This window comes from Mycolicibacterium sp. P4_G11 (assembly GCF_056555145.1).
This window is the reverse complement of record NZ_JBFUJW010000004.1, coordinates 1-15202: the sequence shown is the minus strand read 5'-3', so window position 1 is coordinate 15202 and position 15202 is coordinate 1. Positions and strand designations below refer to the sequence as shown.

The 15202-nt window shown below is 65.9% G+C and carries 11 protein-coding genes and 1 pseudogene; 7 read left to right on the top strand and 5 right to left on the bottom strand.

The annotated features are described in order from the left end of the window. Nucleotides 1-22: 22 nt before the first annotated feature. From AC1U2B_RS09535 to AC1U2B_RS09515, 5 genes and pseudogenes are all read left to right on the top strand, one after another. Nucleotides 23-751, top strand: coding sequence for a DUF3060 domain-containing protein (locus AC1U2B_RS09535; protein ID WP_480216631.1), 729 nt, complete (start codon nt 23-25; stop codon nt 749-751). Between the two features lie 69 nt (nt 752-820). Beyond that, on the top strand, nt 821-1384 hold the full coding sequence (locus AC1U2B_RS09530; protein ID WP_480216630.1) for a hypothetical protein: 564 nt from the start codon (nt 821-823) through the stop codon (nt 1382-1384). Nucleotides 1385-1416: 32 nt separating this feature from the next. Next, a pseudogene (locus tag AC1U2B_RS09525) lies at nt 1417-2579 on the top strand (Dyp-type peroxidase). Nucleotides 2580-2587: 8 nt separating this feature from the next. After that, a complete protein-coding gene (locus AC1U2B_RS09520) occupies nt 2588-3601 on the top strand; it encodes a hypothetical protein (RefSeq protein WP_480216629.1) in 1014 nt (337 codons plus the stop codon). Then, nucleotides 3598-4440 (top strand): bile acid:sodium symporter family protein, encoded by an 843-nt coding sequence (locus AC1U2B_RS09515; protein ID WP_480216628.1) that lies wholly within the window; start codon nt 3598-3600, stop codon nt 4438-4440. Before AC1U2B_RS09520 ends, AC1U2B_RS09515 begins: the two co-directional genes overlap by 4 nt. Before the next feature lie 4 nt (nt 4441-4444). On the opposite strand, the gene AC1U2B_RS09510 is transcribed toward AC1U2B_RS09515, so the two are convergent. Then, complete coding sequence (locus AC1U2B_RS09510; RefSeq protein WP_480216627.1) at nt 4445-6679, bottom strand: winged helix-turn-helix domain-containing protein; 2235 nt, start codon at nt 6677-6679, stop codon at nt 4445-4447. A gap of 76 nt (nt 6680-6755) precedes the next feature. Here AC1U2B_RS09510 and AC1U2B_RS09505 point away from each other — a divergent pair, with 76 nt between their 5' ends. Further along, the gene (locus AC1U2B_RS09505) at nt 6756-7274 is read left to right on the top strand and encodes a hypothetical protein (RefSeq protein WP_480216626.1); all 519 of its coding nucleotides are present in this window, start codon (nt 6756-6758) and stop codon (nt 7272-7274) included. Here the strand turns inward: AC1U2B_RS09505 and AC1U2B_RS09500 are convergent. The 4 genes from AC1U2B_RS09500 to AC1U2B_RS09485 all read right to left on the bottom strand — a co-directional run bounded on the left by AC1U2B_RS09500 (nt 7271) and on the right by AC1U2B_RS09485 (nt 12389). Continuing rightward, nucleotides 7271-8659: a DUF1254 domain-containing protein gene (locus AC1U2B_RS09500; protein ID WP_480216854.1), complete on the bottom strand. Its 1389-nt coding sequence runs from the start codon at nt 8657-8659 to the stop codon at nt 7271-7273. The genes AC1U2B_RS09505 and AC1U2B_RS09500 overlap by 4 nt on opposite strands. Before the next feature lie 146 nt (nt 8660-8805). Next, nucleotides 8806-10071 carry an MCE family protein gene (locus AC1U2B_RS09495; protein ID WP_480216625.1) on the bottom strand — a complete coding sequence of 422 codons (1266 nt, stop codon included), beginning with the start codon at nt 10069-10071 and terminating at the stop codon, nt 8806-8808. Between the two features lie 249 nt (nt 10072-10320). After that, on the bottom strand, nt 10321-11175 hold the full coding sequence (locus AC1U2B_RS09490) for a glycosyltransferase family 2 protein (RefSeq protein WP_480216624.1): 855 nt from the start codon (nt 11173-11175) through the stop codon (nt 10321-10323). Between the two features lie 68 nt (nt 11176-11243). After that, the gene (locus AC1U2B_RS09485) at nt 11244-12389 is read right to left on the bottom strand and encodes a zinc-binding dehydrogenase (RefSeq protein WP_480216623.1); all 1146 of its coding nucleotides are present in this window, start codon (nt 12387-12389) and stop codon (nt 11244-11246) included. A 1732-nt stretch (nt 12390-14121) separates the two neighbouring features. Here AC1U2B_RS09485 and AC1U2B_RS09480 point away from each other — a divergent pair. Then, the coding region (locus tag AC1U2B_RS09480; protein WP_480216622.1) for a hypothetical protein at nt 14122-15202 on the top strand (1081 nt) is incomplete at its 3' end.

The following is a 15202-nucleotide window of genomic DNA, read 5'->3' as shown; positions in this document are numbered from 1 at the left end:
CCGGGTGTGACAGCATCGGAACATGAGTCGCGACGACGATCCCGAGGCCCGCATCCGCGAGCTCGAACGCGCGATGAACGAACAGGCCCGGGCCTCGGAGCTGACCGAACCCGGCCAGCAGTGGTCCTCGCGGGCGCCGGTCACAGGTCGGCCGTACTCCGCCCAGTACAGCCGGCCGCAGAAGCCCTGGCCGGCGCAACCGTTGCCGTCGGGGGTGCCGAGCACCGCGGCACGTCGCATGATCTTGGGCGCCGTCGTTCTCGCGGTGTTGGTGGGTCCGGTGGTGGCGGGAATCGTCTTCATCGCCAACCTCACCGGAAAGAAGCACACGACGTTTCTCCCGCCCAGCGCCGGTCAGCAGCCCAGTGTCTCGGTCGCCGTTCCGACCCCGGCACATCCCGGCGACGAATCCTCGGTGGTCGTCAACGGCACCACGGTGATGTCCGGACCGGGCCTGGTCGAATTACCGCCGCAGTCCGATGATCCCAATGCGCCCATTCAGGTCGCGGGTGTCCGCGGCCACCGAACCGTGGCGTGCAACGACCGCCCGATCAACATCAGCGGGGTGTCCAACAGCGTCACCATCACCGGGCACTGCGCGACCGTCAACGTATCCGGCATCGAGAACACCGTGACCGTCGACTCCGCCGACAAGATCGTCACGTCGGGCATGGACAACCACGTCACCTATCACTCCGGGACGCCGGACATCCCGAATCCGGGCAGGTCCAACACCGTCAGCCGCGGCTGAGGCAGCTTCCGACGATTTCCCCCGAATCGGGGGACGACGTGCGTGTGCGGCGCTCATAATCTCGTTGCCATGGCGCACAACGGAAATGACGATTGGACCCAGCCCGCAGCTCTAGCCATCCCGAAGGAGGGCTACTTCGAGCTGACCCGCGGCCGCTACGGACCGGTCTACCCGCGCACCCCGGCGTGCTACGGCTTCAACATCATCGCCAAGGTGCTCGACGGCCATGAGCAGGCGATCCGCGACTACGGCAAACAGCTCGAAGCCGCCGTCGCCGCACAGCCCGACGTCCTGGCCCCGCTGAAGCTGCACTACCTGCGGTGGCAGCTGTTCGACGTCGGCTCCGGTCTGCACTTCCAGTACCAGGGCATCTTCGACACCGACTTCGACAAGTACACCGAGGACGCCGTCAAGCTGTTCAGCTCGACCGGCATCACCACCGCGTTCACCCACCTGGAGGGCTTCCCGAAGGATTGGAAGACCAACCCCGAGGCCTTCATCATGTTCGTCCGCGAGCACCAGGTACCCAGCTTCCTGGAGTACGGCGAGTACCCGTACGTGACGTCCGTGGAGGTCAAGAAGGCACTGCGGCTCAAGGCCGCGTTCTCCGAGATGTTGGACCAAATGCAGTGACAGCCCTCGAATTCGACGACATTCAGCACATCATGCTGACCGGGACGCCCCATCTGACCGGTCGGTACGAGTTCCTGACTTTCGACACCCCCGAAGCCGGCCAAGCCTGGCTGGCCGAGATGGTTCCCCTCGTGCAGTCGGCGACCGATGTCCGCGAGCCGACATCCTCGGCGATGTCGGCGCGGCCGCTCCGGAGCATTGGGTGGGTGGGCTCGCGGGCGACGATCTGCACGCGATCGTCATCCTGTTCGCCCGGGACGAGGACGAGCGGGTGCGGTGCGTCGGTGAACACGACGCGCTGCTGGCCCGCTGCCCCGGGGTGCGGTCGCTGTCGCATCTGGATCTGGCGGCCACCGCGCCGTTCGACTACGACCACGATCACTTCGGGTACCGCGATCCGGTATCGCAGCCGCAGATGCAGGGGTCCGGCGAGGAGTTGATCCCGGGCGCGGGTGGGGCGCTGGCTCCGGGCGAGTTCCTGCTCGGCTATCCGGACGAAGAGGGGCTGATATCGAATCAGCCTGCGCGCGATACTCTTTCCCGCAACGGCAGTTTCATGGCGTACCGCCGCCTGGAGGAGCATGTCGGGGTCTTCCGCGACTATCTGCGGCAGAACGCCGAGGACGCCGAGAGCCAGGAGCTGTTGGCGGCCAAGTTCATGGGCCGCTGGCGCAGCGGGGCCCCGTTGGTACTGGCCCCTGAGCACGACGATCTCGAGCTCGGTGCGGATCCGATGCGCAACAACGATTTCGACTACGGCACGATGGATCCGCACGGCTATAAATGCCCGCTGGGCTCGCATGCGCGCCGGCTCAATCCACGCGACACCGAGCCGAATCCCAATCGGCGCAGGCTGATCCGGCGCAGTGGCACGTACGGGCCGGCACTGCCGGAGGGCGTGCCCGACGACGGTGTCGAACGCGGCGTCGGGATGTTCCTCATCTGCGCCAGCCTGGTGCGGCAGTTCGAGTTCGCCCAGAACGTGTGGATCAACGACGCGGCGTTCCAGGAGCTCGGCAACGAACACGACCCCATCTGCGGCACCCAGGACGGCACGCTGGACTTCACGATCCCGAAGCGGCCGATCCGCAAGGTGCACAAGGGGTTACCGACATTCACCACGCTGCGCGGCGGGGCGTACTTCTTCCTGCCCGGCCTGAACGCACTGCGTCACCTCTCGACTTTGAAGAACTAGGAGAAATCATGGCATCGACCCAGTCCTACGCCCGCACCTACAACCAGGCGCACGTCACCCGCCCGCACAACGGCAACCGGCGCGTCAGCATCTACTGGTCGTGGAGCTACCCGTGGGAGGCCCAGCGCGACCCGGCGCTGCTGTACAACCGGTTCTCCACCATGACCGAGGTGCGCGCGGCGACGTGGCCGGCGTACGAAGGTCCCGAATACAGCCCGCGGAACTTCCTGCAGGGCGTCGACGGCACGTTGGAGCTGTTCCACCGCTCCTCCTTGGCATTTCAGGATGTGGCCGGAGAAGCGACCGGGCATCCGGTGGCGGTGTTCCAACGGGTCGATCAAGCCGGCTACCGGCTGCCGATCGATGAGCGCATCCTGAACGACACCGACACCCTGATGATCTTCGGCCTGGACCACCTGCTGGGCGACGAGGACGCCGCCCCGGAAGAGATCGCCGCGATCCAGCAGTGGCTCAAGCGCGATGGCACCTGCCTGATGCTGGCCCCGCACCATGACGTCGGTTTCACCGACGACAAAGAGCAGCAGCAGATGGAGTACCTGCATCACGGCGACCCGCTGACGCCGCGGATCCAGCGGTTCAGCGGTTTCGCGCGGTCGCTGCTGACCGGGCTGAACATCCCTGTGCACAACACCTGGGGCCTGCGCCCCGCCACCGTCGAGGGCACCAAACAGATTGTGCCGCTTACCGCTTTCCGTGATCTGGATTCGGCCGGCCTGCTGCGGGACGTCACCACGCTGGCCCTGCATCCGCATCTGCCGCACTACGCGCTGACTGCCCCGGAGAGCCCCGACCTTCGGGTCCTGGGCCGGCAGCTGATCGACCAGACCCGGCCGCACCCGTTCACCCTGGCGGGCAACACCGAGTTCAACGCGCTGATCCACATGCCGCCGACCGGTGACCGTGCGGGTGACATCGTGCTGGTCGACTCGACGCACTTCACGACCCTGTTCGGCGCCAGCGACAGCCTGAAGTCGTTCTGGCGCAATCTGGTGACGATGTGACGCTGAGCGATCTGGCGGCGCGCGGTGCCAACATCGCCGTCGTCCTATTCGTGGTGTCCAGCACCCTGGGCGTCGGGCTGAGCCTGACCCCGGCCCAGATTCTGGCACCGCTCAAGGACATTCGGGTGGTGAGTCTGGCCCTGGTCGCCAATTTCGTTGCGGCGCCGCTGGTTGCCTTCGGACTGTGGCGCCTGCTGGCCCTCGACGAGCCACTGGGAGTCGGGCTGCTGCTGTGCGGGCTGGCGGCGGGCGCGCCGTTCCTGATCAAACTCGCCGAGTTCGCCAAGGCTGACGCGGGTTTGACGGTGGGCCTGATGGCGCTGCTGATGATCACCACGGTGGCCTACGTGCCGATCGTGCTGCCGATCTTCCTCAAGGGATCGGAGGTCGATCCGCTCGCCATCGCGTCATCGTTGGTGGTCCTCATGCTGATCCCCTTGGCGATCGGACTGTTCTGCCGGAGGCAGGCCCCGACGGTGGCCGCCCGGATCAGGCCGGCCATCGGGCTGCTCAGCACGGTCAGCATGGTGCTGGTGGTCGTCCTGACGATCGTCGCCAATTTCCGGGAGGTGCTGTCGGTGTACGGCACCCGTGGCATCCTGGCGGCCATCGTCTACACCGCCGTGTGCGCCGGAATCGGTTGGGGTCTGGTGTTTTTCAGCACCACCGCGCGGCCGGTGCTCGCATTGGGCACGGCGCAGCGTAATGCGGCGGCGGCCTTCGTGGTGGCCGGCCAGAACTTCGACGATCCACGCGTCACGGTGATGATCACGGTGGTGCTGATCGCCGAGTTCACGATGCTCATCCCGTTCGCCCGGTTCCTGGCCCGCAAAGCCTGACGGGTCAGGACTGGTCGAGCAGGCCGAGGCGCGCCGCCTCGGTGACGGCCTCGGTGCGCGACGACACCGACAGCTTGCGGTAGATCGACTTGGCCTGGCTCTTCACGGTTTCCCGGCCCAGGTGCAATTCCCCGGCGATCTTCTGCAGCGACAGGTGGGTGGCCAGGTGCGGGAGCAGACGCAGCTCGGCCGCGGTCAGGGGCGGCCGCGGCCCGTGCTGCGCATGTGCCGCCAGCAGTTCCCGGACCCGCGCCAGCCGCAGCTGCACCGCGGCCGCGTCGGGCTCCCGACGGCCGGCGAGCTGTCCCGCATCGAGATGCCGTCGGCACAACTCCGGGTCATCGATCTCCAGGGCGGTGGCGGCGGTCAGCGCGTGTCCCAGCGCCGCGGTACGTGCGGCCAGGTCGCCCAACCGCTCCAGCAGCCGTTCGGTGCCCCGTACCGCGTCGCGTGCCCCGGCGACATCGCCGCGGTGGCCCCGCACCAGCCCGTCCACCGCGTACACGACGACCATCGGCACCAAGTCGCACAAGTCGCGGGAGTCGACGATGCTGCGGGCCTGCGCGCTGCGCTGCGCCGCGGACAACAGGGCCCCGTCGTCGAGGTCCAACAGGGCGAGATGCGCCAGTGCCACGGCCCGGAAGCCGGGGAGGTCGTCGAGGACCGGGAGTGCCGATTCCAATGTGGCCCTGGCGTTCTCCGCGTCACCGATCATCGACAACGCGCCGCCTTTGACCGAGGCGGCGGCGCCCCACCACGGGTTGACCAGGTGGTCACCGGCGTCGCACACCGTGTCGGCGTGCCGAACCACCTCACGCACGCCGCCGATACCGACGAGGGAACCAACCAGGGCCGCACCAACTTTCACCGATGGTGTGCCGTCGGCCAAGGCGGCGCCCCGGTCCGCCGCCGAGGCCGCCAGCAGGGACCGCTGGATCAGATCGGCGTCCCCCAGCGTCACCCCCAACCAGGCTCTGGCGATCGCGGCATCGGCATGGTCGGCGAAGACGTGCTCGTCGAGCAGCCGCAGCCGGCGCTCCAAGATGCCTGCGCGGCCGTCGAATCCGAGACGCACGGCATCGCGTTCGACCAGCGCTGCGGCGTGTGCCGCGTCGTCGGCCGCCAAGGCCTGTAACAGGGCGCCATCGATGTCGCCGACGCGCTCGAGGTGCTCCGCCGCCCGGGCGGCGACAGCGCGGTACCGCTCCGGATCGCGGTTGTGCAGCCGCGCACGGAGCAGATCGGCGAACAGCCGGTGGTACCGGTACGCGACACCTTGGTCATCGAGCGGCACCAGGAACAGGTTCCCCGAGGCGCGGATGGCGCTCAGCATGCCAGGTGAATCATCGCGCTGCAGAACGTCGTTCAGGTCGTCGGCGCTGAAGTGGTCGAGCACCGCGGATTCGACGAGGAACGACTCGACGGCCGGGTCCAGCCGCCCCAGCACCTCTTCGACCAGATAGCCCGCCACCAGACGGTGGCGGCCGGTGATCGCGTCACCGGAGGCGCCATCGCGCAACGCCATCGCCGCCATGACCACCCCGGCTGCCCAGCCCTCACAGCGGTCGATCACCAGCGCGGCCGTGGGGCCGTCGGGTCCACCGACGGAGTCGAGGGCCGATTGTGCTTCAGCGGCAGAGAGTTTCAGCTGTTCGGTACCAACCTCGAGCACGCTGCCCTGCAGCCGGCGCCGCGCGAGATCCAGCGGCGGCGGTGTCCGGCTGATCAGCGTCAGCGTCGTCGACGCGGGAGCCAGCTGCACCAGCGCACGCAAGGTGTCGACGGCCGCGTCGTGCGTCAGCTCATGAACATCGTCCAGCACCACAACAATTGGTCCCGCGGACTCCAATGCTGCGACCACGGCCGGCACCAGTTGGGTTTCGACGGCCCGGCCTGCGCCGCGGAGGTACTGGAACGTCGCGGCGTCGACGGCGGCGACTTGATCCATCGCGGTCAGCAGGTGCAGCAGCAGATGGGCAGGGTCGTTGTCGAGGTGGTCCAGCCGCACCCAGGCGAATGGCCGGGCGTCGGCGGCGTCCCACAGCGCCACCGCGGTCGTCTTGCCGTACCCGGCGGGTGCCGTCACCACCACGAGTTCGGCGTCCGAGGCGAGGAGGGATCGGGTGACCGCCGGCCGCGCGATGACGGCCCCGCCCAGCCGAGGCGGGCCGTAGGTAGCCGTCGGAATGTGCGCTACCCAGCCTTCCCCTGCCACGTTGGCATCGTAGGTGCGATGCACGCAGCCACCCAACCGTGCAATTTTTGACCGCTCCGCCGAATACGTTGATACCGTGCGCTCAACGAGGGGAGCGATCATGAGCAACTCAATTCGTTCGGTGGCAGTCGCAGCGGCAGTGATCGGCCTCGTCGCCGGCTGCAGCAGCGGGTCCGACTCGGGCGCCAAAGGATCGTCGAGTTCCGCGTCGACGAGCGCCGCAGCGTCCAGCACCGCGTCGACCAGCACCGCGTCATCAGCAGCTGCGGCGACCCCTGCAGAACTGCAGGCGCTGGTGCCGGCGCCCGCCGGTACCGTGCAGACCTTCGGCCCAGACCCTATCGCGGACAACGGGATTCACCTCAGCTTCAAGGTGACGGGCGGACCCGCTGACGTGGTCAAGGCCTACAAGGCCGCGCTCGAAGGCAAGGGCTGGGCCGTCACGACCATCGTGTCGAACGACGGCGGATCGAGCGGTGGCGGCGGCGCCACTTACACCGGTACCCACGGCAACAACTACGGCGTGTTCGACGGCGGCGGGTTCGGCACCGAGACGTTCTTCAACGTGTGCGCGTGGCCGGCCAAGCCGGCCCAGCCGAACTGCGGCCGCAAGAACTAACTCTTCACCGCCTTCGGCGCCTGCCAGGTGCCGTTGAGTGCTTCGGGCTTGGGCCAGTACAGCCGCATGATCAGCTGGAACGGACCGTCCGGGGACGGCAGCCAGTTGGCTTCCTTCTCCGGTCCGGGTGACTGGTTCTGCACATAGATCGTGATGCCGCCGTCGGCGTCCTTGACCAGGTTGGGCAGCATCGGCGAGTTGATCAGGTACCGGTTGATCGGGTTGGCCACCAGCAGGCTCTGCGGCATCTTGTACATCGTCAGCGACCAGAACGAGTTCACCGGCGGCAGTTGGCCCGGCGCGAAGCGCAGGGTGTACTTGCCGGCGCCGGTCAGCGGAGCCCCGGTCGAATCCACCGACAGCACGGGGTAGATCGCCTCGTCGGCGGAGTTGCCGTAGATGCCGAGCACCGCGGCGGCCATGCGGTACAGGTAGTTGCCGTTCAGGAACTCCCGCGTGCCGAACAGTTGCGCGGACGTCACCTGCCCGGTGTCCAGCTTGTCCTTCTTGAAGGCCTCGGCTTCGGCCCAGGCGTCAGCCATGCCGGCTTTCACCGCCTCCAGCTTCTCCTTGCTGAGCTTGTCGGCATGGAAGTCGCCGTCGGGGCCGATGCCGATCTTGGCGAAGCGGGCGCGCACGTCCTGCTCGCCCGGCAGCACCGGTGCGTACTTCAGCAGGAAGTTGAGGTTCTCGAAGAACTTGGGTGAGGTCTTCTCGTCCTCGGGCGACAGCGGGACAGCGAAATCGACTGGCGGGGCGGTCTTTGCGGGCTGGTGCTCGAAGGCCGACAGCGGCTCGACGGTGTAGCCGGCCTGAATCTTCTTGACGTTGTCCAGGTCTGCGGGGTCGAACAGCTGGGTACGGTAGATGACCTGCACGAACTGGGTGTCCGAGCGGATCACCTCGGTGATGCCGGCCGGCTTGTCGCCTTTCCAATCCGGGCCTGCCAGAAGGTATTTCCCGCCGCCGTTGCCGGTGGTACGGCTACCGACGTAGGCGAAGTTGAAGGTGTAGCCGTCGACGAACTGCAGCGAGTAGTACCGGCCCGCCTCGATCGGCGGCACGGTGAGGACCAGCGGTTCGGCACGCAGGTCGGCACCGAGCATGGTGTACGGCGTGTCCGAGTTCGGCGTCTGCACCGCGGTGTCCTCGGGCGTGAATACCCTTGCAATGCTGTGGGTTTGATTCCACTCACCCTTGTATTGCGGGCTGACCTTGTCGACGAAGTAGGCGTTTTGGATGCGGTAGGAGTCGACCATCGGGAAGCCGTAGACGTAAGCGTCTTTCGCGATCGCCCGGACGTCGTCCTGACTCGCCGGAGCCGACGACGATGCCGTGGCGTCCTTCGATTCGGACTTCTCCCCACAGGCCGTCATTGCGGTCATCAGCACAACCGCCAATCCCAGCGCCCAGAACTTCTTCATCGATGCCTGATCCCCCACTCACGTCACCCGCGGACCACAGGCAACTCACAGCATCGAGTTCTACCACGTGCTGTCCGAGACATGGCGCGACCAGCGGCGATGGCGCGTCACGGGTTGATCGTGTTCTCGCCGTCTTGACGGCCCCACACGTATTCGGACGCGAACGGCGAGCCGAGGCCAAAGTGGTTGTACGGCGCGATCGATGCACCGGTGTCCATCACCATGTAGGGCATCGGCCAGATGTCGCGAGTGACGGTCCAACATCCCGGCCGGCCCATCGGGCCGCCCCTGGCGTTGATCCGCGGCAGGTTGTCCGGGTACACGTACTGGTTCGCCGAGCCGACGAGTGCCGTGTGCGAGATCAGCGAGTACCCGTTGCCGCCGACAGCGAAAGCTGTGGCCTTCACCGCACGCGGGAGAGCCCTTATCCCGCAATCGATCTCGGGGCTGTACTTGTCGAGTACCTGAGCCGTCGGTAGGAGGTCCTGCGCGCCACGAACCAGGTACGGCCCGCCGCGCTCGAAGATGTCGCCGCCGGTGTTGCCGAAGCCGACCGATGCCATCAGCGCCTGATCTATGTTGCTGCGCTGGTCATTCAAGGTGCGCTCGGTGGTCACCGCGTTCGTGAGGCCGTCCCACAGATCTGGCGACGCGTTCGCGTAGACCTCGGCCAGATCGGCAAGGGCGCGGTTGTCGTGCCGGATCGACGGCATCCGCTGATTCAGGTCGGCCAGAATGACGTTGCCGTTGACCAGCGACTGACCGAACTTGTCACCGAGCCCCTCCAGCGCCTGCGCGGCCGCGGTCAGCGTCGCGTTCAACTTCACTGGGTCGACCTGCTCCGAGATCGCGGTGATGGTCTCGAACAACGTGTTGAATTCCGTGGTGACGCTGACGGCGTTGACGGTGTCGCCGGCCTTGAGGCGTTGCGGCGACGGGTTCGACGGCGACGTCATCGAGATGTACTTGTTGCCGAATACCGTTGTGGCGAGCAACTTGACGTCCACATTGCGCGGCAGCACGCCAAGGTATTCCGGGTCGACGTCGAGGATCAGTTTGGCTTCGGGCTTCTCGCCGGGTGCGGTGACGATTTCGGTGCCCTTCAACCGCCCGATCGGCACCCCGTTGTAGGTGACCTTCGAGCCGTTGTCCATCGACAGCCCGGCACGACTGGCCAGCACGTACACCTGGGCTTTGGAGTCGAACGCTCCGCGGAACTGGAGCCAGGTGAGCGCCATCCCTGCGGCGGCAACGAGAGCCAGGATCAGGCCGGCGATCTTGTACGGCGGGGTCCGATCTCGATTCAGCGGCGCATGCACCTGCCCCGCAGCGACAGGCGGCAGCGGCTCCAGCGGCGGCCGTGGTTTTGTCATGCCATTCCACCATCAGATCGAAGTGCGGCCGGGCGCCGTTGCCAGGCCTTCATCGATGTCGACTGGTAAGCAGGGTACGACTGTCACCGGCCCGACGGCGCGCAAATGACGAACATCTAGCAAACCGTAATTTGGCAGGCCGGGCACTCGATGGCCACCTTCTCGCCATCACACGACGGTTGCCGCCAAAGTGATGACGGCCGTCAGCAAATTGGCGGCCGTGGCCTTCGGCGCAGCACGTGCTCTGAGTTACGGAACCGCTTGAGCAGGCCGACCGACTGCACGGACCCGCAGCAGCCCTATTGCCTCCTGCAGCGCACCAAGGTTCCAGGCCAGCGAGCACGTCGTCTTGCGGCGGTCCACACCGGACAGCCACGCCGCGGCCCACACGATCGACTGCAACGCGGCCCCCATTGCGGCGGGTCCCAGCCACCACGGACGGAATTTGTCCAGTATGCGTGCTTCACCGCGGCCGAAATTCCGGTACTGCACGAACGCTGCCTTCAGATCTGTGCGCTGCACCTTGCTCACCACCGCACCAGGCACGAACTCCAACATGAATCCGGCTTCGGCTACCCGCCAAAAGAAGTCGACCTCATCGGCGCCAAGCTTGAACGTTTCATCGAAGCCGTGCACGCGGGAAAACACCTCACGGGTGAAGCCGCAGTTCGTGCCGTTCGCGAACACATCCTTGCGGGACAGTGCCGGATAGAGCCGGCGTTCCCGCGCCAACAAGGTGCCGTCGTCGAGGATGCGATCGAGCCCACCGCCGACCGCCTCCGCCCCTCCCAGGAAAGCGCGGTGATACGCCTCGATCCAGCCCGTGTGGACAACATCGTCCGCATCGGTGAGCAAAATGAACTCCCCCTTGGCAGCTGTAATCCCCACATTACGAGCGACATTCGCGCCCGGCGCCCGACCCGCATCCACAACACGCACGCGCGGATCAGGATAGGAGCGCACCAGGTCGGCAGTGCCGTCCGTTGACCCGTTGTCGGCCACGACGATCTCGAACTCGGCACTGGTTTGCTGCGATAGCAGGGCATCGAGTTGTTTGGCGAGGACACGCGCACCGTCCCGGCATGGGATGACCACGGAGATCATGAGCCGAAAGGTAGCTGAGATTCGTCCCGTACGCCTGTCACGCGAGGCGCTTCACAGGGCACTCGCAGCTACGGCACCGCCTGCGGAGTCACGAGGAATTTCTCGCCGGTCGCCTTCTTGAGGTAGCTGGTGAACGCCTCGGGCTTGAGCAGGCCGGCCAATGAGACTTCTTGGGTGTAGGTGCTCGCGAAGGTTGTGGTGAGCTCCGCGGCGACGCGGGCTCGTAGCCTGCCGATGACCTCCGCCCCCGCGCCGGCGAGGAACGGCGTGAGCAGCCAGCCACCGATGCCCCACGACATGCCGAAGCTTCGGTTGAGGACGGTGGGTCCGGTGTCGAGGCTGCCGTAGATGTACACCTGCTTGTGGACGGCGGAGCCATAGCGGGAGTACTGCGTCGCGGTCGCGTTGGCGGCCTGCTCCATGCCGTTGAGGATTTGGCTCGCCAGGGTGCCGCCACCGGTGGCGTCGAACGCCAGTGTCGCCGAGGTGGCTTTGAGCGCTTCGAGCAGGTCCTGTTCGAAAGTCGTTGCCGCAGAGTTGCATACGTGGACCGCACCTAGGCCGCGCAGGATTTCTTCCTGCTCCGCCTTGCGGACGATGTTGACCAGCGGCACCCCGTCAGCGCGGCAGATCTTGACCAGCATCTGGCCGAGGTTCGACGCTGCCGCCGTGTGCACCAGACCCGAATGTCCTTCTCGCCGCATGGTTTCCACCATCCCCAGCGCGGTCAGCGGGTTGACGAACGACGACGCCCCGTCCCGGGCAGTCGCGCCGTCGGGCAGGACCAGACAGGCGGCGGCATTGACGACGCGGTACTGCGAGTACATGGCGCCGCCGGCGATGCCCACAGTCTTGCCGAGGAGCGCCTGTGCGGCAGGCGACTCCCCCGCCGCCACCACCGTGCCCGCACCTTCGTTGCCGACGGGAAGCGATTGCCCGACCCGGACGGCCAGCTGCGCCAGTGCCCCGGGCGGCAGCGGTGCGGTGACGACGGGGCGGTCCGGGGTGCCCGCGACCGTCGCGGCCGACATGTCCGCACCCGGAATCAGCAGGCCCAGATCCGACGGGTTGACGGGCGATGCCTCGACCCGGACGACGACTTGATCAGCGGTCGGGGCCGGGATGTCGACGTCGTGCAGCGAGAGCTCGAGCATGCCGCCCGGGGTCACCAATGACCGCAATTCCAAACCGGTCTCGGGTGGTGCTTCGGTCATTGGTATGTCTCCGATCGTCGAACCCTCACCTGAACAGTAACCACAATCACCTCACCGGCGGTCGTGTCACACCGGCCAGCTACCTCGAAGAGGCAATCAGACGGATTCACTTCCGGGCACTTCGACGCAAACAATCAACCGGGTGGACTCCCACCGGCCTGCCCCTTCTCAACCCCTCATTCGAAAATGATTGCTACCCAACATGAGTGATCCGACCATGCACAGCCGGCTCTACTCCACTGAGTGGCAATCGTTCATCGACGGTCGCCCCTGCGAGCCGCGCACCGATCCGGTTGTGCGCGAACCACGCGCGACAACGAGCGGCCACCCGACAGCGCAACCAGTCCTGTAAGCGTGCTCGTGCGCGTCGTTGACCGCTACCCCTTTCAGCAGATGGGGACCAGCGGTCAATTCTCCGCAGGTGCAATGCGCCTGCCAGCGCACACCCACCGGCATGACCGAAACCATCCCCGTACCCGATGTCGAAGAGCTGCTCACGACAGAGGTTGCTTCCGTCATGCGCGCGCGCCGATGGCGGTACCTGCGCTGACTACTGCGGCCACGGCGGAATGGCGAACCCGATTGCCACCGTCGCAGTTTCGGTATGACACGTGCGATCACTTCCTGTCTCCGCCGTTGGGCGGGCGAGCTGACTGCGCCGCAGGCGTACTTACGATCACCCAGCGCTCGCCTGCGTTCGCCGCGCGGTTCGCGTGGGAGCTCGCGCGTCCACCCGCCTGACTGCTCCGGGTGTTCGTGCTGGCGTCGCGCGGTAACGGCTGATCCGCGAACCGTCGGCCGCCGCACCGATCGAACACCCAAAATGGTTGTGGCCCTCCGCCTTCCAGCAGAGCCCACAACCTGTTCAGCTACTCGGTTCCGGCGTGACCCCCGCCGGCCGCAACGTCAGCTGCATTACCCCATCCCTCGACTGTGTGAGCGATCTCAGCCCGCCGTCGTCACAAAATTAACCCACGAGTAAGTTACAAAGCAACAGTTTTCCGCGATTACAGCTACTTCCAGAACGGCAATACCCCTCACGCGCCAACTGAACAGCCCAGTTCATGGCTCATAAGCAGGGCAGTTGAGCACCCGAGGCCAGGCTAGTAGCAAACCTGTAAGCCACAGCGCCCGAACGGTCCACACATTGCCCGGGCACCTGCGGCGGCAACCTTTGGAGCCCCCCGCGAGCAGGCACTTGCCTACGTGGAGCCACTTCGACATGAGCTTGCCGATCTGTTTTCAAACAAGTCGGCCACACCAAACGGGGCGAAGCCGGGATGACACCCGGGGGCGGCCACCCCTACCGCCGAACGCGACACTGCGCATACATGCCGCCGGCTGCGATACCCGCCGCCGCGCAGAAGAGCGCCTGCACCACGAGCGACCCACCCGCGGCCACGACGGTGCCCGCGTCTTGGTCTCCGACCGGCGGCGAATCAAAAAGCCAACTAGAACGCCGGTTGAGCACCCTCGACTATTCTCACACATTCAATTAACCATATTTAGTTAAATGCTTTTAATTAAAAGTAATTAGCTAAATGAACCTAGCCAAACGCGTTTGAGTATCGGTTTGCTGATATCTGTTCCAAAATTCAACAGCCAGCAACAACCTATCTCAATCCAGATTGCGAGTGACGGGGTCCCGAGACGGATATAAAAATACTTGCGGAATTCGACTTCCGCTCAGGTAGCCTCCGGGTGTCACGACCGTCAATTAAGGAGATATGGCATGCAGGTTGCCGTTCCACGCATCAATATGGGTATTGCACTGGCGGGTGCCAGTGCGATAGCGCTCGCCCCGATCGCCCAACCGATGCCCGCCATCGCCGAACTACAAGCGCGAGCGGTGTCCTCGGCAAAGGTTGCGCTCACGGCGGCGGTGAACCCGATCGAGCAGTGGGGCAACATCATCCGAGACGCTCTCGCAAACGGCGGCGGACTCGTCGAAACCTATATGACCAACCCTGCGCCGATCCTGCACCAGCTGCTCATCAACGGCCTCGGCTACGGCGGGCAGACGTTTGGGGCACTGCAAAGCTCGTTCGGGAATCTCGTCGACCAACTGAAGTTGGACAACCCCTACGGCTTCCCGGCAGGGGTTCAAAACGCGTTCAACCAGATTCGGGCGGGCCAGCTCTACGAGGCTTACAACACGCTGTTCAATGCAGGGCTCGGACTCATCGTCGGTCCGGTCTTCCCGCTGCTCGAACTTCTTCAAATTCCGGTCAACATGGCGCAGAATTTCGCGGACGTCGTCGCCGTGGCCCCGAGCGTTCTGGTCGGCGCAAGTTTCGGAGTCATCGGCACCGTCAACGGCACCATGCAGGCGACCGCATTTCAAGCGCAAGCCGTCCTCGACGCGCTGAAAGCCAGGGACTTGATGGGTGCCGTCAATGCCCTTGTCGCCACCCCCGGCGCGATCGTCAACGCGGTGCTCAACGGGTTTGCGCTCTCCGGCGCCCCTGGGCTGCTCACCTCAGGCGGACTGATCGACCAGGTGATCCAAGGCCTCAACGCGATCGCCCACGCGCTCGCTCCGGCTACGTCCACGTCCCTCGCGGCGAAGGTGGCCGATACTGCACCGTCCGCTGTTCCGTCGGCTGCTTTGTCGGGTGCGACGGTCACGCTGGGCGCGGAGAAGGTGACGACGCCTGATGCCCCGAAGGTCGCGGCGACGAAGACCTCGGAGACGAAGACCTCGGAGACGAAGACTCCGGCGGCCGAGACCACCCCGGCAGAGCCCGCCGCGACGGCGCCAGCTGCAGGGGCACCTGCCGCGTCGTCGCCCGAGACACCTTCCCCCGCAACCG